Here is a 24,130-nt window from a genome sequence, read left to right on the forward strand (position 1 = left end):
ATAATAACGGACTTTGGGACCGTTATTTGCGGTTTTGGAATCGGTCAGAGGCAGATAACGGACTTTCGAACCGTTATTTTCTGCTGTAACGCGATTTTGGAGCGGTTTTGCCTTATTTTCGCCGAAATAGCGGTCTGAAAAACCGTTATTCCAGCTTCTCGCTGTTGTTTCATCAAAATAACGCCCTAAAAGTCCGTTATTCCTTCAGCCTTCAGCGAAGCAAAACATCCTATGTACAGAAAGGCATTGCACCTTTCAAAACTGAACAACGAGGAGAGTGAGTTCGCTGCAACTGTTACATCGTGGAACGATGTCAGTTGTCAGCTATTATGTCCGATGGCCTGCAGCCATCATGGACTCCATAGAAAGGAGGTGATCCAGCCGCACCTTCCGATACGGCTACCTTGTTACGACTTCACCCCAATCATCTACCCCACCTTCGGCGGCTGGCTCCTTGCGGTTACCCCACCGACTTCGGGTGTTGTAAACTCTCGTGGTGTGACGGGCGGTGTGTACAAGACCCGGGAACGTATTCACCGCGGCATGCTGATCCGCGATTACTAGCAATTCCGACTTCATGCAGGCGAGTTGCAGCCTGCAATCCGAACTGAGACCGGCTTCTAAGGATTCGCTCCGGATCGCTCCTTCGCTGCCCGTTGTACCGGCCATTGTAGTACGTGTGTAGCCCAGGTCATAAGGGGCATGATGATTTGACGTCATCCCCACCTTCCTCCGGTTTGTCACCGGCAGTCACTTCAGAGTGCCCAACTTAATGCTGGCAACTGAAATCAAGGGTTGCGCTCGTTGCGGGACTTAACCCAACATCTCACGACACGAGCTGACGACAACCATGCACCACCTGTCTCCTCTGTCCCGAAGGCCTGCCCTATCTCTAGGACATTCAGAGGGATGTCAAGACCTGGTAAGGTTCTTCGCGTTGCTTCGAATTAAACCACATACTCCACTGCTTGTGCGGGTCCCCGTCAATTCCTTTGAGTTTCACTCTTGCGAGCGTACTCCCCAGGCGGAGTGCTTACTGTGTTTACTTCGGCACCAAGGGTATCGAAACCCCTAACACCTAGCACTCATCGTTTACGGCGTGGACTACCAGGGTATCTAATCCTGTTTGCTCCCCACGCTTTCGCGCCTCAGCGTCAGTTACAGTCCAGAAAGTCGCCTTCGCCACTGGTGTTCCTCCACATCTCTACGCATTTCACCGCTACACGTGGAATTCCACTTTCCTCTCCTGCACTCAAGTCTCCCAGTTTTCAGTGCGAACCAGGGTTGAGCCCTGGGCTTAAACACCAAACTTAAAAGACCGCCTGCGCGCGCTTTACGCCCAATAATTCCGGACAACGCTTGCCCCCTACGTATTACCGCGGCTGCTGGCACGTAGTTAGCCGGGGCTTTCTTCTCAGGTACCGTCATTTCCAGGGCAGTTACTCCCCGGAACGTTCTTCCCTGGCAACAGAGCTTTACGATCCGAAAACCTTCATCACTCACGCGGCGTTGCTCCGTCAGACTTTCGTCCATTGCGGAAGATTCCCTACTGCTGCCTCCCGTAGGAGTCTGGGCCGTGTCTCAGTCCCAGTGTGGCCGATCACCCTCTCAGGTCGGCTACGCATCGTCGCCTTGGTGAGCCGTTACCTCACCAACTAGCTAATGCGCCGCAGGCCCATCTGTAAGCCACAGCCCTCGAATAAATTCGAAACCGTGTTTCCAAGCTCCTCCATGCGAAGAAGCCATCTATCCGGTCTTAGCTACCGTTTCCGGTAGTTATCCCGGTCTTACAGGCAGGTTGCCTACGTGTTACTCACCCGTCCGCCGCTAGGGTCCGAAGACCCTCGCTCGACTTGCATGTATTAGGCACGCCGCCAGCGTTCGTCCTGAGCCAGGATCAAACTCTCCAATAAAGGGTAAACTTTATATAGATGAGCTGATTGCTCAATTCGTTACTGACTTTTGAATCTCAAATGAGATTCTGCACAATCACTCGTTGTTCAGTTTTCAAAGGACAATGTTGTTAGTATTACCCGCCTGCTCAAGAAGCAGACAAGAAAACACTTTATCATGTTAATCACTTAATTGCAAGTGGTAATCTCTTACTGTTACTTGCAGCCATGTCGCTATCGCAACAGTGGAAGAGTAATATATCATGATTTGTTACATGATGCAAAGATTAAATTTTTCCATCTAAGAGCTTTCCTCTTCCATCTTGCGGCTCCCTCGGTATCGCAACAACGCAACAACGGGATAAGTAATATAGCATGTTTTTATTACCGCGTGCAAGAGTGTTGGTTTTCCATTTTTAGGACCCCCGATGCTGATCCTCCAGAACAGGGGTCCCTAACCTCAGATCGATGATAAAACCTCGCGCTTAACGGTATCCGGATCATCAAGCACCCTGCAGCTTCGGTCGAAGACCATAGTAGCTCGGCGTTCCGGCTCATATCGCGGCCAAGGAAGCTCGGCTCTCTCCGGTGTACCATGCACGGCAAAGGATACCCACGCATCCTGCATCAGCTGCGCCAAACGGATTGTTTCGGAATCAACAGGAAGATTCATATAGGAAAACATAAAAATATTGTTGAAGACGAATGCAATCTCGGCGGCATGAATCGCTTTGCCCAGCAAGGGATGCGACGGGAGTGTCCAATCGAAGCGATACATCCATACAGGTGCATACCGCGTCTGAGCTGTGGCAAGCTGCACCGAGGAGCGCCAGAAAACCAAGTCCGTTATCATCTGAGCCTGAGCCTCCGCGGTAGCCGGGTAGTGCTGCAAAAGCAGCTTGGCTGCCTCCGGCCCTACCATAGCTTGAAGCGCCTGATTGACCGCTTCCTCGCTGACCGGGGCATCCGGGCGAACGAACAGGACTCCCTCGTCGCGGTTGGTGCCGTTCAGCACCGGTATTCCGGCGGCTGCCCCGGCTTCGATCGCACGAATGGGCTCCTGTGGCAAGGTAGCCTCCTCCACAACCGGCTGGAATGTAAGAATCGAGCCGAGCCCCTCCCGCAGCTTGCCGGCGGCTTCCATGATCTCACTCGTCGAAGCGCCTAGCAGTCGGTTGACGGCGTCCTGTTCGGCGCCAAGCTCCTGAAGGAATCGGCGTGTTACTTCTGAGGCCTGTCCATCAGACATCACTTGCGAGGCACCGCTTTCCATGATGGCTTGCTGAAACAGTCCCTTCGCCGCAGGCATTGTCAGCAGAGCAGCGATACTCATGCTTCCGGCGGACTCCCCAAAAACGGTTACCCGATCCGGATCCCCTCCGAAGGCGGCTATATTATCGCGCACCCACTGCAGTGCAGCAACCTGGTCCTGTAGGCCAAGGTTTGACCCGAGGCTTCGGTCGAGTGGAGCTAGATGGAGAAAGCCAAACGGACCGAGCCGATAATTGAAGGTTACTACCATGACATCTCCGCTTCGCGCGAACTGGGTGCCGTCATAGATGGGTACACTTCCGTGTCCCGTCACAAAGGCTCCTCCGTGAATCCACACGAGCACCGGGCAGCCTCCCGGCTTGGGACCAGCAGGCGCCCATATATTAAGGTACAAGCAATCCTCTGACTGCTTCCGGGGAATGTCGATCATCCCAAGAATCGCACCGCCGCCCGGCTGCGGACAGATGGGGCCGAAGGTCGTCGCTTGCTTTATTCCTTCCCAAGCCTCCGCAGCTGCCGGAGGGCGAAAGCGCATGTCCCCCAAGGGAGGCTTGGCGTAAGGAATCCCTCTCCATATTCTCACACTGTTTTCGACGGTTCCTTGAAGCCTGCCGTACCGCGTTTCCACTAAGGTTTCATTCATCTGCGAGCATCCTCTCTAGGCGAACCTTCATCTCTCATAGGTTTACCTATTTATGGATGTGTAATACCCTGCAAACGTTTCAATGGAACGCTAAAGAGCCCCAGATTGCCTGAGGCTCCCACTATTAATAGCTGCGTTGTAAAAAAGCCCGGGTTCGTTCGTGCTGCGGCTGCCCGAACACCTGCTCCGGCGTACCCGTTTCGACGATCCGGCCGTTGTCCATGAACATAACACGGTTCGCCACCTCCCGGGCAAATCCCATCTCATGCGTAACCACAAGCATCGTCATGTGCTCCTCGGCCAGCCGCTTCATGACCTGCAGCACTTCGCCCGTAAGCTCGGGGTCCAAGGCCGACGTCGGTTCATCGAACAGCAAAATATCCGGATTCATCATCAGCGCACGGGCAATCGCCACCCGCTGCTTCTGGCCGCCCGACAGCTTCGCAGGGGAAGCGTCCGCCCGATTGGAAAGGCCCACCTTCTCCAGCAGCTCCAAGCTCCTAAGTCTGACAGCTTCCGACGATTCGCCCTTCACCAGCTTCGGTGCCAGCTCCAGATTCTCCCGGACGGTCAGGTGCGGGAACAAATGAAAATGCTGAAATACCATCCCCATCCGAGCCGTCATCTGCTTGATCTCCTTTGGCTTGGCATAGACTCCGTCGTTAACAAGGCCTGCTCCCGCTATCCGGATGCTTCCCCCGTTGACCTCCTCCAGATGAATCAAGCTGCGCAGCATCGTGCTCTTACCGGAACCCGAAGGACCGATGACCGCAACAACGTCGTTCTTATTCACTTCAAACGTGATCTGCTTCAGCACCTCTAGCGTGCCGTACGATTTGGATACGTTCGATACCTCGATGATAGCCACTCACGACATTCCTTTTAGTCAAATTTGAACCTGATCTCCAGCCACTTGAACAAGCCGGTAAGCGCCAGAGTCATGATCAGATAAATGATACCGGCAACGAAGAAGGGCACGATCGTAAAGTCTCGATTCACGACAGTTTGCGCGTAATGCAGCAGCTCTGGTACAGCTACCGCATACAGCAGGGCCGTATCCTTCACCAGCGTGATGGATTCGTTCGCTACAGCCGGCAGCGCCACACGGAACATTTGCGGCACAATAATGCGCCGCAGAGTCTGCGATCTGCTGAGACCAAGCACTTGAGCCGCCTCGTACTGGCCCTTATCAATCGCCAGCAGGCCGCCACGGAAAATCTCTGCAAAATAAGCGGCATAATTAAGAATAAAGCCGAGGCAGGCTGCCGTGAAACGCTCCAGTACGAGGTACTTGCCGATCACAGGCAGAAGCGGAAGCCCGAAGCAGATAAACAAAAGCTGCAGCAAGAGCGGCGTACCGCGCATCACGTGAATGTAGCCCTGTGCCAGCCAGGCGATCGGCCTTAGGCTGCTCTTGGCTGCCAGAGTAAGCAGGAAGCCAAGAGGAATGGACAAGGCGATGGCGATCAGAAACAGCAATACTGTCATCTGAGCGCCCTCCAGCATCGGCAGCAGCATGTTGCGAAGTTGCTCGGCTGACATTTACTTCAGCACCTTATCTTCGCCGAACCATTTTTGCGAAATTTTTGCCGCCGTTCCGTCCTGATTCAGTTCATCCAGCGCCTTCTGCAGCTTTTGAAGCAGCGCTTCGTTGCCCTTTTTCACGCCGATGCCGTATTCCTCGGGAGCCAGCGAATCGCTGAGCAGCTTGAAGGTGCCTTTCTCTTTGGACATGTAGTACTTAATGACGATTTCATCAATGACTACGGCATCCACCCGGCCGATTTTCAAATCGTTCAAGGCCAGAACATTATCCGCATACTCCGTCACCGACTTCAGCTTGGACTTCACCGGGCTGGCATTCAGGGCATCCGCTGCGGACGACAGGGATTGTAGACCCACCGTTTTGCCGGACAACTCATCCATCTTCACCAAATTCGATTTAGCCAAAGTAACGACCACTTGGGCATTTTTTAAATAAGGCTTGGTAAACAGCACCTTACCTTTACGCTCATCCGTGATCGTATAGCCGTTCCAGATCAGATCGATCCGGCCCGAATTCAATTCCGTTTCCTTTGTTTTCCAATCAATCGGCTGGAATTGAGCCTGCATGCCCATCTTCTCCGCTGCAGCCTTCGCATAATCGATATCGAAGCCAACAATCTCATTCTTCTCGTCACGGAAACCCATAGGCGCGAACTTGTCATCGATTCCGATCACAAGCTTCTTGCCGTCTCCGTTGGTACCGCCGTTTGTCGCGGAGCATGCGGTAACCAAGGCTAGGAAAAAGATCAAAATAAGACCGATTGCCACCTTTTGTTTCATCATCTGTTGTTGAACCACCTTTGCACTGTGTCGTTTGCTTTAGTACGTTACCATAGTAACAAGATCTACATGATAGCACAGATCGGCAAAAGGTGTCTATAATTGAACATTGGACATTTTATGAACGGATAGATGCAGGATGACTCTCGCGCAGGCCCTCCATCAGAATCAAAAGCGTAAGGGCTTGACCATACGTCATCGGTGAAATCGGGATGTCTTTATAAAATTGAGCGTCATTGCCCACCGGTGTACCATAGGAAACCTCTTGTACCACTCCGTTCTCGTCGATGCGGTCAAGCACGGCCTTAAGCGCCTTCTGTCCGACAGGCAAATAACTTTGCTCCAGATACCCTTTACGCACTGCTTTCATAATGCCGTAACCGAAAGCCGCCGTACAAGATGTCTCTTCATAGGAGGAGGGATCGTCCAAGACCGTATGCCACATGCCGTTATCCGTTTGAAGAGCTGCAAGTGCCTGCACCTGGCTGCGCATCGTGTCAAGCAAATATTGCTTGATTCCTTCCTCCAATTGGATCATATCCAGGAAATCTACGATGCCGCACGTATACCAGCCGTTGCCGCGCCCCCAGCGCACAGCTCCGTAGTTATGTCTTCCGTTAAAATCCCAGCCGTGAAAGAACAGCCCGGAATGGCGGTCATACAAATATTTGATATGAATCAAAAACTGCTTTTTCGCCTCCTCGACATAGTCCGGACGCTGAAAATAAACGCCCGCCTTCGTCAAGAAGAGAACGGTCATGAATAACGTGTCGATCAAAATTTGACCGTCATTCGGGTCACCGGTAATCATGTGCTGGAAGGCCTGGTCGCCGGTCCGGATCAAACCGTCCTTGCCGTCCATAATCCAACGGCTCCACTCGTCGCATACCCGAATATACTCCTCGTTGCCCGTCAGCCCGCATAGGGATATGAGCGTCAACAGCGGTGAGCAGGTATTGATATTTTTCTCGGGCAAGCCTTCCTGAATGCGGGCGTCAAACCAATCCAGCAAAAATTGCAAAGTCTCCGCATCTTTGGTTTCCTCGTAGTATTGATAAATTCCATATAGACCGACGCCTTGCGGCCATTCCCACAGATGAATATCGATGAGCCCAATTGGATAAATCTCGTCCATGCCTTCGTTTTTCATGGACTTCATCGCATGGGACACACGCTTGATTGCACTCAGAACCGTCTCTTTGCTCATTGAACAGCAGCCTCCCTTACCTTTCGCGTCAATCGGCCTTCTCCCGCACAGCTGCGGATTTGCACCGTCTCTCCGTTTACTGTGAGCGGTTCCTGCCAGCCAAAGCGCACATCTCCGTATCTTGGATCCTCCAGCCGAACCTGTAATGTCTCTGTCGATATTTCACACGGCATGCTTACCACGCTTTCGATGAACTGCTCGAAGGAACGGAATTCCCGATCATCGGAAGCGATCACAAGCCATACGTTTCGTCGACCTTTCGATGTAAGCTCTCGCCCGCGGTTAATGCCGGACGCAGTAAGCTCCAGTCCGCCCGCGGCATAGACGGCGGCATACGCCCCTTCCCTTTCGCCGAAAAACCACGATCCCCGGGATTCGACACGGGTAAACGCATACGTCGGGAAATAAGCATGCGTATAATCGGCGTCATGGTCCGGGTCAATATCAAACAGCAGCATTCCCAGCCCTTTATGCTGTCCTACCTTCGGCAAGCAGCCGTTCCCTGCCCAGAAGCACGGCCGGCCCGAGCCGTGGGAATAAATTTCCCCCGGATGATTTACCCAGACCTGGGCCACGGGAGAAAATGCAAGATGAAGCACATGCTCCTGATATCCCTTTAAACCGGCACGGAAATCGGAGATGCTTGACATGACAAAGGAATTCGTCCGGTAATGGATAAGCTTCGCATATCCGTCTTTGCCTTGCTCCAGCTCAAACTCCAGCTCCTCCTCCGCACCCAGCTTCGTCAGCTCACCCAGGTCCTGAGGCGGAGTATAGTCTGATAAATAGAACGACACGTTAAAGGACGTACTGTTCACATTGCCCATGCCGTATCCGACCCAAATCAGAGAGGTCGTCCCTGCTGCGTGGTTACCGATCAGCTCTTTCTCGTAGCTTCGACCGAACGTCGAGGTCAAATACCCTTGATGGGCCTCTGCCGTCATATAAACGTACAGAAGATCCATCGCTTTCTTGGCCTGCTCCCTCAGAATCGGCAGCTCCGCCAAGTCATACAGCTGGATCAGACCAAGGAAATCAATAGGGATGTAGGCGCTGGAATTCCATTCCGCCAAGCCTTCCTCCATGAAACGCTCGAACCAGCCGATCAGCTGCTGCTCCGCCTTCGCCCGTCTCTGCGCCCCGGTTTCTCCGCTGTTGGTAAACTTGTCATCAGGGAACAGCTGGCCTGCAAGGAGCTGACAGCTATGGAAGAGCAGCGCATGATTCTCGCTGAAGAACCACATCACATCGTCACCCGGTTCGTCGATCCAATAACGGAAGCCAAGCATCGTTTGCTTGACCTGCCCCCAGAAATCCTCTTCGAACAGCCCGCTATCCCGGTAATCTCGCCAAAAGCGGAATAAGGCGATCAAATAAAAGTCGGCGCAATCACGTCTTTCCTGAATGCCGGTCAGTCCGTTCAGAATCATCTCCCGGGACTGCTCGGGAGCTCCTCCGGTTTTTAGCTTCGCAATAGCCGTATGAATATTAGGGATACCGAGCGCAGCTACGCATTCCAGCGCGACTTGCTTCCGCTGCTCCACGGTCATAGCTAAGCTGTCTTGCGGCTGAAACCTGCTGTTGTGCAGCTCGATGCCGAACAGCTTACGTACGTTTATATTCCCGATGCGGGTACTGAGCTCAAAATATTTATAATCTATGCTGTAATCGGATGTATGCCCCAGGAGCAGCTCCTGCCGTCCGGCTTCTAGCTTCCGCTCCATGCTGTACCTGCCGCTAAAAAAACTGCTGTAGCTCACACCAAACGTGATCTCGCTGCTGAACGGCTGCTCGAACACAATACGGATCTCATCATCCTGCACGCTGTCCTGTGGAAAATACGCCAGCTCCAATGCAGCCTCGACGCCCGATAACGCTTCAACCTCTTCCGATTCCGTAAGTGGCAGTCGGATTTCCAGTAATTCAGCGCCCATATATTCGAGCGTATAATGATAAAGGGTATCGCGCTCCGCCAAATCCTCATGACAGATAAAGAACTCGTTTTCCCCCGCTTGAAGCTCGATCTCCACCTGCGTTTTCTGCTCGATGTTTCTTGTGAAAGGCGTGAAGTCACATACCGGACGACCATTCACCCACAGTGCCACTCCACCGCACGTTTTCAAGGTGAACACCGCTTTATGAGCCGCCGGACTAACAATGACCGTGTAAGCATATCTCAGCATGTGCGTAGGCACATAGTAAAACCCGGATTCCTCCACTCGTGAGTTCCCCCATGGGAAATACATATCCCATTTCGTTTCCGAATCCCAACGTGCCACGACGTCTCCAAGGGAAGGAGGACCGGATAACGGAAGCTCCGGCTTGGTAACCCGTCTCGCCTCTACGAATTCTTTACGGCAAGGGTTTTCATGAATGGAAAAGCCTTTGATCAGCCAATCGTTGATATCCCCTTCCATCGTCATCGGCTCGAATCGGACGGTTTGGGTGAGTATGCCGCTGACAAGCCACCGGTTAATGACCTGATTCTGAAGCTTAAGTGGGGAATACGCTTTATAGCTGCTGCCTGTTGTCATCTTCATTTTCATCATGTTCCCTTCATGTCTGGTGTGGCGCCTTCTTCATCGATTTAAGTCTGATGCAACTTTCGGTAGGTCTGTGGAGCGACGCCCGCGTATTGCTTAAACATACGACTGAAATGTACGGGATTGCTGAAGCCCAGCTGCTCGGACATAAATCCCACCGGTTCATCCGATAATCGCAGCAATTTCTTGGCTTCGTCGATCCGCTTCCTCGTGATATAGTTATTAATGGAAAGCCCGGTGATCTCCTTGAAGGAATGACACATGTAATATTTGTTCAAATGCATTTCCTTGGAAAGAGCCTCAAGTGAGATCGCGTTTCTGTAATGCTGATTCAGATACACTAAAATGCGGCGCACATTCGTTTCTTTCTGCGATTGCGGCGGAGCCGTCAGCAGTGCGTACATTTCTTTCGATTTGCGGTAAATTTTAAGAAGGAGCTGTACGAGCAGGCTTTGGATCATAAATTCATTCCCGATCGCCTCCTTCTCCCTTTCGTGAAACAGGCTTGCATAATGGCTGTCCATGTCGTTCACGCCGTGCTCATCCCATCGGATCAGCAAGCCGTTCGGTTGAAGAAACAGGCCAAGAAGCTTTTCGGCCATATCCGCACCGGCCATTTCCTGAACGTAGTCCGCCGTAAAATTAATATAGCTCCGGATATACGGCGTATCTTTCGCAGGGTTCGGCCTATGAAGCACATCACCGCTAAACAGAAACATATCGCCAGGCTGCAGCATATAAATTTCATTGCCGATAATCAAATGGGCATTGCCATGAAGAAAAAAATAAATTTCATAGCCGTCATGCGTATGAAGCGGCCAGCTGTCCTGCCATTCGGATACTTGATGGCGAATATAGATACGTTCCCGCTTCAATGCCTTATTCGTGGGAAAATGGGCTTGATACGCCATATACCGCTACCCTCCCTAGTACATTGATTGGATGAATCTGGAGTTATATGAAGGAAACGCTTTACTAAAAGCGTACCACACCTGCCGAACGTGAATAACACGGAAATTGTCTTCTACCCAACATATGTTGCTGTTCTTTACCCATGGAATGAGAAGGAGCTACCGTTAGGTAGCCCTTTTCCTTTCCCGTATTGTAACAGGCCTATTTTGCTTGCTCCCCGATGGCCTTATCAATTAATTTCGCCGTTTTGTCGAGCGCATCCTTCGCCGTTACCTTGCCCGAAATCGCCTCAACAATGTTGTTCCTCAGGTCGGTAGAAAACTTCGGAACGATGTCTTGCCGGGACCAATCGTTAGCCGCAAGCGGGGTCGTATTGGCCAATTCGTCCGCAAACACCTCGAACATTTCTTTGCCGAAGGCATAGTCCAGCTTGGCACTGTCCTTTCGCGGGCTGATGAAGAGCGAATCCTTGTTGTATCTTGCATTGACTTCTTTCGAGGATAAATATTTGATAAACTCCGCCGTTTCTTTTTCTACGCCTGTACCTTTAAAGGCCATGACATATTTACCGCCGGGCACGGAGGAGCGTATTTTTTGCTTCGGCATGTACGTGACGCCCCACTCGAAGGTGTTGATGTCCTTGTAATTGCTCAGCATCCAGTTGCCCGCCCAATGCACGGCTACCGTTCCGGAGCGGAACAGGTTGTTCGGGTTCTCGGAGCCTAACCATACGGATTGAGGAATGATGCCGTCCTTATGAAGCTTCACGAAATACTCCAAGGCCTGTACGCCTTCCGGGCTGTTGATGGCTGCCTTTTTCCCATCCGCACTGATCATGCTGCCGCCAAACTGATACAGCATTGTAGACCATCTGTGCGGCGTGAAATCCCACACCAGACCGGATTTGGCTCCGCCCTTATCCATCACTTGCTTCAAGGAGGCGGCAAACTCATCCCATGACCAGATGTTGTCCTTAGAGGTAGGCACCTTGACTCCCGCTTTGTCGAAAAGCGTTTTATTGTAGATGATCCCATTAGCCGTAACGTCCATCGGAGCGGCAATAATTTTGTTGTCTACGACATAATAAGGCTTGATGGAATCGATAAATTGAGAAGTAAAGCTATCCGCGCTGCCGACATACGGCGTTAAATCCAACGCTTGATTGGCGAACTGTCCCGTATCGGTCATGCGAGCAAGTGCAGGCGGTTTTCCCCCCGATATCATCGTCTTCAGCTTTGTTCCCAAGTCTTTAAAGGGGACCTCGATCAGATTGATCTTCACGTGGGGATTTTGCTTCTGATAGTCGGCGGTAATCGCTTTCATTACTTCGCCTTCTATACCGTCGGTAAACCAAAGATAATCGAGGGTTACATCTTTTTTTGCGGCGGACCCGGTAGTACCCGCATCTTTACCGCCGGATTGTGTGCTGCCCCCGTTTGAACATGCAACTGTCCCGAATGTAAGCACCGCCGCAAGAGAAAGCAGCATCGCCGACTTCGCGCTTTTCATCATTTTCCCATTCCCCCATACCTATATTTGATAGCGGTTACATTAAAAATCTTATCACAGATACATCATCCCGTTATATCGATTATTGCTCACAATTTATCATATCTTGCTTGATTCCCCCGCCATCCGCAGGTCAAAAAAAAAGGCCTCCCGGAACTAAGTCCAAGAGGCTCTTTACGAACAAGCTATGATTTAGGAAGCAGGGACAACCGCCTCGTGAATGTATCTCTCCAGCTCTTCCCTATACTGCTGTGTTTGATCTTCGCTCCATTGGAAATACTGTGCCATAAAAGCAATAACAGGAGCCTTATATTGATGAACCCATGCAATATCGAACAGCAGCGCGCCCGTACGCCGGTTAAAGAAGTCGATCGGTCTTACCGCCATCTCTTCTTCCAAGGCATAGGCGATCATGGCCAGCACGTCGTCAGGAAGCCCATGTGAGGATGCATCCTGTTGATGCTTAGCTGCCAGCTCGTAAATTCGATCGATATTGGAGCCGTATTTACGGACAAGCTTCACCGCTTGTTCCCTGCTGAAGCCGCGTTTCACGCCTTCTTCCGCTTTGCGTTCGATAAAGGAAGGGAATTGCTCCGGACCGCCGACGTTACCACCCGAGATCGGCATGTTTTTTGTAATGCACGGAGTAAAGCGATCGATGCCTTGCTTTTCGAACAATTCGGTCAAACGGTCGACAACCATTTCCGCCATTTTGCGGTAACCGGTTAGCTTGCCCCCGGCTATCGTAATTAATCCGGACGGAGACTCCCAGATCTCATCCTTGCGGGAAATTTCCGACGCACTTTTGCCCTCCTCGAAAATCAGCGGCCGAAGCCCGGCCCAGCTGGACTCAACGTCCTCGGGGACGATATTCAATGTAGGGAACATGTAGTTGATGGCATCGATGATATACTTCCGGTCCTCCTCGGTCATCCTCGGATGAGCGGGATCTCCCTTGTAGACGGTATCGGTGGTGCCGACGTACGCTTTACCGTCCCGCGGAATAGCGAAAACCATCCGCCCGTCCGGCGTATCGAAATAAACGGCCTGCTGCAGCGGGAACCGGGATTGGTCGATGACCAAATGAACCCCCTTGGTGAGCTGCAGATGCTTCCTCGTTTTCGATTGATCCTTCTCACGAAGCGAATCCACCCATGGCCCCGTCGCATTCACAATTTTCCGGGCGTAGATATCATACTGCCCGCCTTGAACCGTATCGGTCACCTGAACTCCGACGACTTTGCCGTCGTTATCATAAATAAACCGCTCCACCTTAGCGTAATTGACGGCCTTGGCTCCTTGGGAGACCGCTTCTTTCATGACCTCAATGGTGAGTCGCGCATCATCGGTTCTGTATTCCACATACACGCCGCTGCCCTTCAGTCCTTCGCGTTTAACGAGAGGAGCCCGGCGGATCGTCTCTTGTACATCCAGCATGGTCCTCCATTCACTGCGCTTGACCCCGGCGAGAAAATCGTACAGTCTTAATCCGAGAGAGGTACTGAATTTCCCGAATGTTCCCCCCTGATGGAACGGGAGAAGCATCCATTCCGGCGTGGTGACATGCGGACCGTTCTCGTACACAACCGCGCGCTCTTTGCCGACCTCGGCAACCATTTTCACTTCGAACTGCTTCAAATACCGGAGCCCGCCATGGACCAGCTTGGTCGATCGGCTGGAGGTGCCTGCCGCGAAATCCTGCATTTCCACAAGCACCGTGCTCATCCCCCGGGTCGTTGCATCCAGTGCAATTCCCGCTCCAGTAATACCGCCGCCAATCACAAGCAAATCAAACTTTTGATTGTGTATGCCTTGTAATATTTCCGTTCTTTGGCTGCTTGAAAAGCCCATCTTGCATTCCTCCGTACAAAACGATAGTTATATGGAAATCAGGTCCTTGACATCGAAGTTTACGACCAGCTCATAATCGCCCTCAACGTTGTCGTACTTGATTTTCGCCGCTTTAAGTTCAAGATCGTAATACCAGCCCTCATTCTTCGCTTCCCACTCGGCAGGATCCAGGAACATCGGCAGCTTGCGGCCCTGCAGCGTCACGCGAACCGGAGCTACTGTTCTCGCGATCATGTCGATCACCATACGCTTCACGCTGCTGGAGTGAGCCCCTTCTTTCTTGAAGGAAATCCTCGTTTCCCGCTTGGTTTCGATATCGATCGTCGTTTTCAAATAATCCCCGTTCTTATACTGATTCGTTACCCCGTCGTCTTCGTACAGCACAAAGCTTGAATTCTGCGACGGCTCTACGAGCAAATGCAGCTCTTCCGTCTTTTCCTTATGAATGTTCTGCAAATGCGGCGACATCGGAATAATCGCTCCGCTCCGGATAAACATCGGAATCGAACCCAGCGTTACCCCCAGTTCGACAGTCTGACCGCCGGTATAGCGCTCTCTCGTATCCCAGTGAATCCAATCGCTTCCTTGCGGCAAATAGACCTTCCTCGTTTCCGAGCCCTTTTCCAGTACATTGGCCACCAGGATCGAACGTCCTAGCATGAAATCGAAGCTTTCCTCCCAAGTAGCAGGGTCTTGCTGGAATTCGTACACCATCGGCCGCATCACTGGAGAGCCTAGCTCAGAGGCTTCATGCAGCAAGGAATAAAAGTAAGGAACAAGACGGTAACGAAGCTGGATTGCTTCCCGAATATACGACGTATAGGACGGATACATCCACGGCTCGGTTACAGTATTATCGGTGTTGCAGGAATGAATGGAGAATCTCGGCTGAAAAATCCCGTTCTGCACCCAACGGACGAACAGCTCAGGCTCCGGCGCCGGTCCGAAGAAGCCGCCGATATCGCAGCCCTGATTCGCTACGCCGGACAGCCCCATTCCCAATATCACAGGAATATTAAACTTCAGACTGTGCCAGCTCGTATTGTTATCTCCCGCCCAGGTTTGAGCAAAGCGCTGGATACCGGCAAAGCCCGCCCGATTGACGATATACGGTCTCGTATTCGGGTTCGCCTCAGCGATCGCTTCTTTGGCCATTTGGGCCATCAGGTTGGGCAGGATCGGCCGCAATGCGCTGATTTCCTTTTTGTCTCCCTCAAACTCACAGAGTGCATCCGGATTATTAATTTCATACTCATTATTATCATTCCAAATCGATGTAACACCCAGATTGATAAACGATTCCTTCAGGTGCTTCTTCCACAGCTCTCTGCCCTTCGGGTTCGTGAAATCCACGAAGGAAGCCTGCCCGCCCCAGTAACGGTCGGTTTGGGACTTGTCCCCTTGCTCGTCTTTAATATAAGCACCTGCCTCGTCGAACTCCTTATAGTGCGGGTGGGTCAGCAGCATGCCCGGCTTGATATTGGGGGCAAGCGCAGCTCCCTTGCTATGCATCTGCTCGATGAAGCTTTGCGGATCGGGGAATCGATCATAATTCCAGTTAAACACATACCTTTTCCCGTCATTGCCTGTCGTGTAGCCCGAAGACATGAAGAAGCCATCGCAGGGAATGCCTTCCGACTTACATTTGTCCAGAAAGCCCAATATCGCTTGATCCGAATTCTGATCGAGCTCGGTATAATACATCGTTGAGCCCATGTAACCTAGAGAATATTGGGTCGGCATGATCGTCTTGCCTGTCAGGTCCGTATAATGCCGGACAACATCCTTGACCTCGGGACCGTACATAAAGAAGATGTCGAGCTCCCCGCCGTCCGCGCAAAAATAACTGTATTTGTTCCAGTAGCCGCTTCGTTCACAGCCCATATCAAATGTGGATTCATAGCTGTTATGATAGAACAGTCCCGTTGCAGCCTGCGTCGATCCATTGAATTTAATATAGAAGGGAATATGCTTATACAGCGGATCCGTATGCTCGGAATCGTAACCGATCGTATCCACATTGTGCATCCGCAGCCTTCTCTTCTTTTTGTTCAAATACCCGCTTTTCTCACCAAAGCCGTAGTAATGATCTTCATCCTTCATACACGAATAGTGATACAGGCGTCCTTGTTTATCCTTCACATAGGAGCGCTCCTTCAGATCCTCATGGAGTACGCGCCCTTCCGCATCCGTAATTTCGATGGCAAACGGCTCCCGGTGAATTATAACACGAAGCTGTTTCGTGGTAAGCAGCAGGTGAGTTCCCAAATCCTCATACCGAGCCGGCAGGGCCTCTATTCTCTTGCGGTCCTCCACCATCGCATCCAGCTTGTCGTCCCATGCTGTCATCGTCAGCGCATAAGAGGCTTCTTCGGCAAATTGATCGTCAAAGGTGCAACGAATCCGGACAATGTTATCATTCATTAAATAGATCCGGTACCTTGCTGCATCGGTGACCAGGTCTACATATTGATTGGCCCCGGTGATCTGCAATAGCTTATTGCTTACTCTCATGGTTTTCCCTCCAGCTTTCCTATCCGTTATTTAAAAGCCCTTGCTGCATAAACGGCTTTTTTCCATCCTTCATACAGGTCACGGCGCCTTGCATCGTCCATTTCCGGCACAAAGGTTCTATTTATTTTCCATTGATTCGCAATTTCCGACGGGTCCTTCCAATAACCTATGGCGAGTCCGGCCAAGTAGGCCGCTCCGAGCGCTGTAGTTTCGCCCACCACAGGGCGGTCGACAGACACATTTAGGAGATCGCTTTGGAACTGCATCAGGAAGTTATTCTTAACCGCTCCGCCATCAACACGTAAGGAGTGCAATGAAATGCCTGAGTCTTCCTCCATCACAGAGAGCACGTCCTTCGTCTGATAAGCGAGCGACTCTAGTGTTGCCCGGACAAAATGCTCTTTGGTCGTCCCGCGCGTAAGCCCGAATACGGCTCCCCTGACATCGCTATCCCAGTAAGGGGTACCGAGCCCGACAAGCGCAGGCACGACGTACACGCCTTCAGTTGATTCCACGCTCGCGGCTAATGGCTCGCTTTCCTCCGCGCTTTCTATCATCCTAAGTCCGTCACGCAGCCATTGAATCGCCGACCCCGCCACAAAAATGCTGCCCTCCAGCGCGTAATCCACCCGGCCGCCAATGCCCCAAGCAATGGTCGTCAGCAGCCCGTGCTTGGAGAATACCGCCTTGCTGCCTGTATTCATCAGCATAAAGCAGCCGGTGCCATAGGTGTTTTTGACGGCGCCTTCCTCGAAGCACGCCTGCCCGAATAAAGCTGCCTGCTGGTCTCCGGCTGCCCCAGCAATCGGAATTTCCTCACCGAACAGGCTCATATCCGTCACCCCGTACAGGCTGGAGGAAGGCCTTACCTCAGGAAGCATCGAGTCCGGGATGTTCAGCAGCTCCAGCAGCTGCCGATCCCATTGCAGTTTCCTGATATCGAACATCATGGTGCGGGAGGCGTTGGAATAATCGGTCACATGAGCCTTTCCACCGGTCAGCTTCCAAATCAGCCATGTATCGATGGTGCCGAAGAGCAATTCTCCCCGCTCCGCGCGAGCTCTCGCTCCCGGCACCTCATCGAGAATCCAGGCGGCTTTGGTCCCGGAGAAATAAGCATCGATCAAGAGACCGGTTTTCTCTTGGACTACATCCTGCCAGCCCTCCGTAATCAGCTGCTCACAGAGCGGAACGGTTTGTCTGGACTGCCATACAATCGCGTTATATACCGGCTTGCCGGTTATTTTGTCCCATACAACCGTCGTTTCACGTTGGTTGGCAATCCCGATGGCCGCAATTTGCCCCGGATTGACACCGGCCCCCGACAAGCACGAGGAGATAACGGAGAACATCGATTCCCAAATTTCCTCGGCATCGTGCTCAACCCAACCGGGATGCGGATAAATCTGTGTAAACTCCTGTTGCGAAGTATACAGGATCTCGCTGTCGCGATTGAACAATATCGCTCTGCTGCTGGTCGTTCCTTGATCTAGTGACAATATAAAGCGTTCCATGGTTCAAATCCCCTTAAAAAATCCCTTCACAGGCAGAGACATCCGTCACTGTATGGAAGGGAGTGTACATTTACATTATTTCATTCCCGATGTCACCATACCGCTTACGAACTGGCGTTGGAATATGATGAAAACCACAAGCACCGGAATCATGGTAATGACGGACATGGCCAGCAGACTGCCCCAATCCACATTAAATTCCCCAATAAAGTTAGACAAGGCTAACTGAATCGTATATAAGGACGGATCGCTTATACCGATGAGCGGCCATAAGAAATCGTCCCACCGCCACATGAAGGAGAAAATCGCGAGCACGGCCAAAATGGGCTTACAGAGCGGCAGGATGATTTGCGAATAAATGCGCCACTCGGTTGCTCCGTCCATCCGTGCCGCCTCCAGCAACTCATCCGGTACACTAAGCAAATACTGCCTGATCAGGAACACCCCTGTCGGTGTAGCCGCCGGCGGAATAATAAGCGCAAGCAGCGTGTTGAACATCCCCAGAAAGCTAAGCACCTTGAAGATCGGGATCATAATGACCTCAAGCGGGATCATCAAGGTAGAGATGAAGCCGACAAGCAGGATGGTATCGCCTTTAAACTTGTATTTCGCAAGCGCGAAGCCCGCCATCGAGTTGATCAGCAGCAGCAAAATCGTCGAGCTGATCGTCACGATCGTACTGTTCATGAAATAACGGCCGAAATTCCCTTTCTCAAAGGCAGCCGTAAAATGCTCCATCGTAAACGGCGAAGGCCAAAATTTCGGCGGAAAGCTGTACAAATCATTGTTCGTCTTAAAGGAAGAGATGACAATCCATAGGACAGGAAACAGCCAAAATGCCGCCATAACAAAAAGAGCAATATATAAGGCAGCTTTAGCGGAAGATTTCAATTCCACGTTAATTCGAGCCTCCTTTAGACAATCGGTTCTGCAGCGCCGTAAACACCACAATAAGAAGGAACAATACCACAGACATGGCACTGGCCATACCCAGCTCCTGCTTGGCAAAGCCGGTTTCATAAATGTACTGAACGATAAAGGTCGTTTCCTTACCCGGTCCGCCGCCCGTCAGCGCAAACATTAAAGGATACGCCTTGAACGCCTCGATCATCGAAAGCATGATGACAAGCACGGTAGTAGGCTTAAGCAACGGCAGCGTAATGCTCCAGAACACTCGGGGCTTGGAGGCGCCGTCCAGCTTTGCGGCTTCGTACATATCTGTCGGAATGGCTTGCAGGCCAGCTATGAAAATAACCATATAAAATCCTAGACGCGACCAAACCGTTGCGATAACGACAGATACGTTCGCATAAAACGAATCCGACAAGAAATGAACGGGATCGACTCCGAACAACGTCAGAAAATAATTCAGTACCCCGAAATCGCCGAATATCCATTTCCACGTTAGACCGACTATGATATAGGAAATCATCGTAGGCCAATAAAACACGGAGCGGAACACTCCTTTGAACCGGAGCGGCTGAATCAGCATCATGGCCACGGCCAGGGCCAAGCAATAGATGAGCGGCACTACAATGATCGCATACAAACCGGTTTTCCCTAAGGCTGACCAGAAATCTGCGTTCGTAAATATTTCTTTATAATTATCGAAGCCTACAAATTCCATCGGGTTCAAGCCGTCGTATTCGTGAAACGAATACACGAAACCGATAATGGTAGGGATGACAATAAAGGTAGTAAAGATCAGCAGGTTAGGCAGTACGAATAAATACGGGATCCAGCCCAAGGATTGATATGGACGCCGCGTTTTAACCGATTTTGCCGCTTGGGCCATTGCAGACATCAAGCATACTCCTTTCCATTGAAAAAAGGTCTCAAAACATCGACCGCTGCCGGTATCACCCGGCAGCAGCCCTTTTTAAAATTTATTTCTTTTCATCGCTGATGGCCTTATCAATTAAGCCTGCAACCTTATCCAGACCTGCCTTGGCCGGTGTTTTACCGGCAACAATCTCCGATATCGTCGTTTTCAAATCATTGCTGAATTTCGGTACAATCGTTTGCTTGGACCAGTCTTCCGCTGCAGCTGGAACGGTGTTGCTCAATTCATTCGAGAACAGCTCCATCATTTCTTTACCGAAGGCGTAATCCAGCTTGGCATTATCTTTACGCGGGCTGAGGAACAACGCCTCCTGAGTATATTTCGCATTCACTTCTTTGGTTGTAATATAGTTAATGAAATCTGTGGCTTCCTTTTCCACACCGGACTTTTTGAATGCCATGGCGAATTTACCGCCCGGTACCGACGAACGCACCTTGGCCTTCGGCATGTACGTAACGCCCCACTCAAAGTTCGTGATATCCTTATAGTTGCTGATCATCCAGTTTCCTGCGAAATGCGCTGCAACCGTACCGGTACGGAACAGGTTGTTCGGATTTTCCCCGCCGAACCATACGGATGTTGGAGCTATACCGTCCGTATGCAGCTTTTTGAAGTATTCGGCTGCTTGTACGCCTGCATCATTATTGATCGTTGCTTTCGTTCCATCCGGACTCATCATGCTGCCCCCGAATTGATACAGAAGTGTCGACCAGCGCTGCGGTGTAAAGTCCCAAACCAAGCCGTACTTAGCCCCGCCTTTCTCCATGACCTGTTTCAGAGCAGCGGAGAATTCGTCCCACGTCCATACCTGATCAGGCGATGTCGGCACCTTGACTCCAGCTTTGTCAAACAACGTCTTATTATAAATCAACCCGTTAGCCGTTACGTCCATCGGAGCGGCCACCGCTTTGTTATTCACCACATAGAACGGCTTCAGGGAATCAACAAACTGTGCAGTGTACTTGTCTAAACCGCCGTTGCTCTCGCTCAGCTCCACCGCCTGGTTCGCAAATCCGCCAAGCTCTGTCGTGCTGATTCGGGCTAAAGCGGGCGGCTGTCCGCCGGAGATCATCGTTTTCAATTTCGTAGAAAGGTCTTTATAGGGAACCTCGATCATATTCACTTTTACGTTCGTGTTTTTAGCCTCGTAATCTTTAATAATACCTTTCATAATTTCGCCTTCATTGCCGTCCGAGAACCATACAAAGTCCAGGGTTACATTTTTGCCGCCCCCTGCAGAGGCACCCTTTCCGGATTGGTTGTTGCCGCATGCAACCGCCATCAACGTCACCAGAGCTAAAATCATAGCAATAGACACCGTTTTCAAAACTTTCTGCATTGTTTCTTCTCCCTCTTTCTTATAATGAAACATTTATGTTTACCGGAGTTCAAAGCATTACGTTCCTTCACCTTGTTTGCGGTAATACTGTGGTGAAATTCCAGCAAACTTCTTGAAGGAGCGGCTAAAGTGAACTGCGGTGTTAAACCCCAGTTTTTCCGATATGAGTGCGATCGGCTCATCTGTCGTTCGAAGCATTTTCTTCGCTTCCTCGATCCGTTTACTGATTACATAGTTGTTGATTGTAGAACCTGTAACCTCTTTAAAGCAATGACACATGTAATATTTGTTCAAATGAAGCTCTTTCGACAGCTCCTGCAGCGAGAAATTCTCCGTGTAACGCTGGTTAATGTATTGCAGGATGCGACGGACATTTTCCTGAGTATGCGATTGCTGTCCCGCAGGGACTAATTCATGCAATCGCTTGGCTTTGCGGTAGGCTGCAATTAACAACTGTGTCAAGTGCGTTTTCAATATGATCTCGTAACCGAACGATTCATGTTCGTTTTCCCGGTGAATGGAGCGGAAATACATCGCCACCTCATCCCGTTCCTCCGCCGACCAACGAATCAGCATACCATTGGGCGCTTCGAACAGCGACATCAGCTTTTCGAACATATCCTCCGGCATTTGCTCCTGTAAGAAGGATTCTGTAAAATTGACATAGCTGCGGATATAGGGAACATCCTTCGACGGATTTACTCTGTGAATCGTACTCCCTCGAAATAAAAGCATATCGCCTGGAGATAAATCGTATATATTTTCCCCGATAATGTAATTTGCATTCCCACGTTGAAAATAATAAATCTCTAGCCCTTCATGCGTATGAACAGGCCAGTTATACTGCCAATCATCCGCGTCTGCCCTGACGTAAATGCCTAGTTTCTGGAGAGCAAGATTAGTGGGCGTATGAATTACCAAGATAGCCCTCCCTTCGGAAGTAAGCGATGAATTATGTTACTAGCATTTACAGATAACAATATATCATACGGAAATTGCGCTCATTTAACATATATTGCTCTCTATTTGATGTAGATTGTTGTAAACTGTCGTGAAAATTTGAAAGGAAATATTAGGAGTGTCCATGGAAACACCAGGTCTATGGGGCCATAACCCCTACATGGCGCTATTAACGGCTTTTCCTTATTGGTGTTCTATAAAAAATTTATAGCAATTTCTCATCATTATATGAAAACCTTTTATTTAACATCGCTTCATGTAAGCGTTTCCAATTTTACGGGAAATAAAATGCAGTGATGTCCGGGGGGGACATCAATCTGCACTCTTAGCCCTTTACAAGGTTTGCATATGAGCAGCTAACCGGATTTACAATCGTATGCTTTGTTCATAGGTAAACACATTTTCCGGATCATACAGCCGCTTTACACGCTGCAGCCTCGCCAGATTATCCCCAAAATAGGCCAAAGGCCAATCGGGAATCATAACATCACAATAATCACGATAGGCACCGCGGGTATAAGGCAGCATCAACTGCCGAAACCGCTCTACCCAATTGATATTTGGGGCCGCATCGGCTTCCTGCTCCCAGTAAGCTTGATATTGAAGCACGAATAGTGCTGTCCGATGTACGAAAGCCGTGTCTTGCGGGGCAACACCGGCAATAGCTCCTCCATAAGCATCTAGGGATACCATATTCGTTGAGCCGCCCGGCGCTTTAGTCAGTTGGTCGACGATCGTATCGATCGCAGCATCGGACAAGGGCTCGTAGGCATAAGCGGAGGAGTTTTTGAAGGTGGCCTGCTTCACAGCTCTTCCGGCAAAGTGACGGGCCGCTTCAATCCACGTTGCCGAACGAACGGTGATTGTTTTAGGAGGGACATGTTGAAGTAAAGGCCGAAGGAGATCTCTGAGCTCTGACTGGGTTCCTATATAAAGTCCGGTTGACAAAATGTCTCCTTGCTTAGGTGCGGACAAATTGAGCAGCGGCGTCAGACGAGTATCCGTAAAGGGAGCCCATTGCTGCCAGTAGCGGACGACCTTTGGAAGGTCGGTAAAGTCCCACTGTATCGTATAATAAGCGACCTCCCCGATCGGATGGATTCGGAAGGTGAACGACGTGATCGCGCCAAAGCTGCCGTCGCCGGCTCCCCGGCAAGCCCAGAACAGCTCACGATGCTGCCTATCATTCGCGTAGATCACCATGCCGCGAGAATTCACCATCTCCAGCTCCAGAAGACTGTCACAGGTCATGCCGAAATGTCTGGACAAAAGCCCGAAGCCGCCGCCGAGCGTCAGCCCGGATATACCGACGGTTGGACAGGTCCCGCCTGGGATAGCGACTCGATATTTCCATAAGGCTTCATAGAGAGAAAGTAAGCGATACCCTGCCCCAAGCTTAGCCGTGCCTGCCTTCAGATCCACCTTCAGCTGCAGCATCTCGCTGACATCGATGACTAACCCCTCATCTATGGTTGAAAAGGCCTCATAGCTATGTCCGCCGCATCGCACCCGAAACGGTATTCGATGGTACTTGGCCCAGCGAACGGCATTGGCTACATCCTCCGTAAGCTGACAAAACACGATGAGCTTGGGACGTTTGGAAAAACGCGCATTAAAGCTGTGCCTCGCAGCCTCATAATCGGAGGAACCCTCGGTAACGACACGCCCTGTCAGCCCATAAATCGAAACCATCGTACGTCCCCTTTCCTACTCTGTCCCCTCAACATCGAGCCTACTTCAGTCACGCCCGAATTCGAAAAGTACACACACGAGTTAAGTATATGTCGAGACCATACGCATCCATCC

The 24,130-nt window shown here is 50.9% G+C and carries 16 protein-coding genes and 1 rRNA gene; all 17 read right to left on the reverse strand.

Features of this window, described 5'->3' with window-relative positions; genetic code table 11:
- Positions 1–365: 365 nt before the first annotated feature.
- A 16S ribosomal RNA gene (locus RAC89_RS27160) occupies positions 366–1,913 on the reverse strand.
- A gap of 439 nt (positions 1,914–2,352) precedes the next feature.
- A complete protein-coding gene (locus tag RAC89_RS27165; protein ID WP_306616848.1) occupies positions 2,353–3,807 on the reverse strand; it encodes a carboxylesterase/lipase family protein in 1,455 nt (484 codons plus the stop codon).
- A gap of 124 nt (positions 3,808–3,931) precedes the next feature.
- A complete protein-coding gene (locus RAC89_RS27170; RefSeq protein ID WP_306616849.1) occupies positions 3,932–4,675 on the reverse strand; it encodes an amino acid ABC transporter ATP-binding protein in 744 nt (247 codons plus the stop codon).
- Positions 4,676–4,689: 14 nt separating this feature from the next.
- Positions 4,690–5,349: an amino acid ABC transporter permease gene (locus tag RAC89_RS27175; RefSeq protein WP_306616850.1), complete on the reverse strand. Its 660-nt coding sequence runs from the start codon at positions 5,347–5,349 to the stop codon at positions 4,690–4,692.
- Positions 5,350–6,135 (reverse strand): amino acid ABC transporter substrate-binding protein, encoded by a 786-nt coding sequence (locus RAC89_RS27180; RefSeq protein WP_306616851.1) that lies wholly within the window; start codon positions 6,133–6,135, stop codon positions 5,350–5,352. It lies immediately after the preceding gene.
- Between the two features lie 115 nt (positions 6,136–6,250).
- Positions 6,251–7,339, reverse strand: coding sequence for a beta-galactosidase BglB (bglB, locus tag RAC89_RS27185; protein WP_306616852.1), 1,089 nt, complete (start codon positions 7,337–7,339; stop codon positions 6,251–6,253).
- Positions 7,336–9,888 (reverse strand): hypothetical protein, encoded by a 2,553-nt coding sequence (locus tag RAC89_RS27190; protein WP_306616853.1) that lies wholly within the window; start codon positions 9,886–9,888, stop codon positions 7,336–7,338. The genes bglB and RAC89_RS27190 overlap by 4 nt, the downstream gene beginning before the upstream one ends.
- A 38-nt stretch (positions 9,889–9,926) precedes the next feature.
- Positions 9,927–10,793 carry a helix-turn-helix transcriptional regulator gene (locus tag RAC89_RS27195; protein WP_306616854.1) on the reverse strand — a complete coding sequence of 289 codons (867 nt, stop codon included), beginning with the start codon at positions 10,791–10,793 and terminating at the stop codon, positions 9,927–9,929.
- A gap of 202 nt (positions 10,794–10,995) precedes the next feature.
- Complete coding sequence (locus tag RAC89_RS27200) at positions 10,996–12,306, reverse strand: ABC transporter substrate-binding protein (protein ID WP_306616855.1); 1,311 nt, start codon at positions 12,304–12,306, stop codon at positions 10,996–10,998.
- A 189-nt stretch (positions 12,307–12,495) separates the two neighbouring features.
- The gene (locus RAC89_RS27205) at positions 12,496–14,154 is read right to left on the reverse strand and encodes a glycerol-3-phosphate dehydrogenase/oxidase (RefSeq protein WP_306616856.1); all 1,659 of its coding nucleotides are present in this window, start codon (positions 14,152–14,154) and stop codon (positions 12,496–12,498) included.
- A 27-nt stretch (positions 14,155–14,181) separates the two neighbouring features.
- Complete coding sequence (locus RAC89_RS27210) at positions 14,182–16,668, reverse strand: glycoside hydrolase family 31 protein (protein ID WP_306616857.1); 2,487 nt, start codon at positions 16,666–16,668, stop codon at positions 14,182–14,184.
- Positions 16,669–16,694: 26 nt separating this feature from the next.
- The gene (glpK, locus tag RAC89_RS27215; protein ID WP_306616858.1) at positions 16,695–18,182 is read right to left on the reverse strand and encodes a glycerol kinase GlpK; all 1,488 of its coding nucleotides are present in this window, start codon (positions 18,180–18,182) and stop codon (positions 16,695–16,697) included.
- Between the two features lie 75 nt (positions 18,183–18,257).
- Positions 18,258–19,079: a carbohydrate ABC transporter permease gene (locus RAC89_RS27220; protein WP_306616859.1), complete on the reverse strand. Its 822-nt coding sequence runs from the start codon at positions 19,077–19,079 to the stop codon at positions 18,258–18,260.
- A 1-nt stretch (position 19,080) separates the two neighbouring features.
- Entirely contained in the window at positions 19,081–19,977 is an 897-nt protein-coding gene (locus tag RAC89_RS27225; protein ID WP_373430113.1) for a carbohydrate ABC transporter permease, read from the reverse strand.
- Positions 19,978–20,068: 91 nt separating this feature from the next.
- A complete protein-coding gene (locus tag RAC89_RS27230; RefSeq protein ID WP_306616861.1) occupies positions 20,069–21,364 on the reverse strand; it encodes an ABC transporter substrate-binding protein in 1,296 nt (431 codons plus the stop codon).
- 57 nt (positions 21,365–21,421) lie between these two features.
- Positions 21,422–22,285, reverse strand: a complete 864-nt coding sequence (locus RAC89_RS27235) for an AraC family transcriptional regulator (protein WP_306616862.1) — start codon at positions 22,283–22,285, stop codon at positions 21,422–21,424.
- A 405-nt stretch (positions 22,286–22,690) separates the two neighbouring features.
- Complete coding sequence (locus RAC89_RS27240; RefSeq protein WP_306616863.1) at positions 22,691–24,016, reverse strand: FAD-binding oxidoreductase; 1,326 nt, start codon at positions 24,014–24,016, stop codon at positions 22,691–22,693.
- Between the last annotated feature and the right edge of the window lie 114 nt (positions 24,017–24,130).

Source organism: Paenibacillus sp. GD4 (genome assembly GCF_030846225.1).
In the GTDB taxonomy this organism is placed as follows: Bacteria; Bacillota; Bacilli; order Paenibacillales; family NBRC-103111; genus Paenibacillus_G; species Paenibacillus_G silviterrae.

Coding starts and splice junctions, on each gene's coding strand:
- RAC89_RS27165 (WP_306616848.1), bottom strand. CDS start 3,807: ATGAATGAAACCTTAGTGGAAACGCGGTACGGCAGGCTTCAAGGAACC.
- RAC89_RS27175 (WP_306616850.1), bottom strand. CDS start 5,349: ATGTCAGCCGAGCAACTTCGCAACATGCTGCTGCCGATGCTGGAGGGC.
- RAC89_RS27180 (WP_306616851.1), bottom strand. CDS start 6,135: ATGATGAAACAAAAGGTGGCAATCGGTCTTATTTTGATCTTTTTCCTA.
- bglB (WP_306616852.1), bottom strand. CDS start 7,339: ATGAGCAAAGAGACGGTTCTGAGTGCAATCAAGCGTGTGTCCCATGCG.
- RAC89_RS27190 (WP_306616853.1), bottom strand. CDS start 9,888: ATGATGAAAATGAAGATGACAACAGGCAGCAGCTATAAAGCGTATTCC.
- RAC89_RS27195 (WP_306616854.1), bottom strand. CDS start 10,793: ATGGCGTATCAAGCCCATTTTCCCACGAATAAGGCATTGAAGCGGGAA.
- RAC89_RS27200 (WP_306616855.1), bottom strand. CDS start 12,306: ATGATGAAAAGCGCGAAGTCGGCGATGCTGCTTTCTCTTGCGGCGGTG.
- RAC89_RS27205 (WP_306616856.1), bottom strand. CDS start 14,154: ATGGGCTTTTCAAGCAGCCAAAGAACGGAAATATTACAAGGCATACAC.
- RAC89_RS27210 (WP_306616857.1), bottom strand. CDS start 16,668: ATGAGAGTAAGCAATAAGCTATTGCAGATCACCGGGGCCAATCAATAT.
- glpK (WP_306616858.1), bottom strand. CDS start 18,182: ATGGAACGCTTTATATTGTCACTAGATCAAGGAACGACCAGCAGCAGA.
- RAC89_RS27225 (WP_373430113.1), bottom strand. CDS start 19,977: ATGGCCCAAGCGGCAAAATCGGTTAAAACGCGGCGTCCATATCAATCC.
- RAC89_RS27230 (WP_306616861.1), bottom strand. CDS start 21,364: ATGCAGAAAGTTTTGAAAACGGTGTCTATTGCTATGATTTTAGCTCTG.
- RAC89_RS27240 (WP_306616863.1), bottom strand. CDS start 24,016: ATGGTTTCGATTTATGGGCTGACAGGGCGTGTCGTTACCGAGGGTTCC.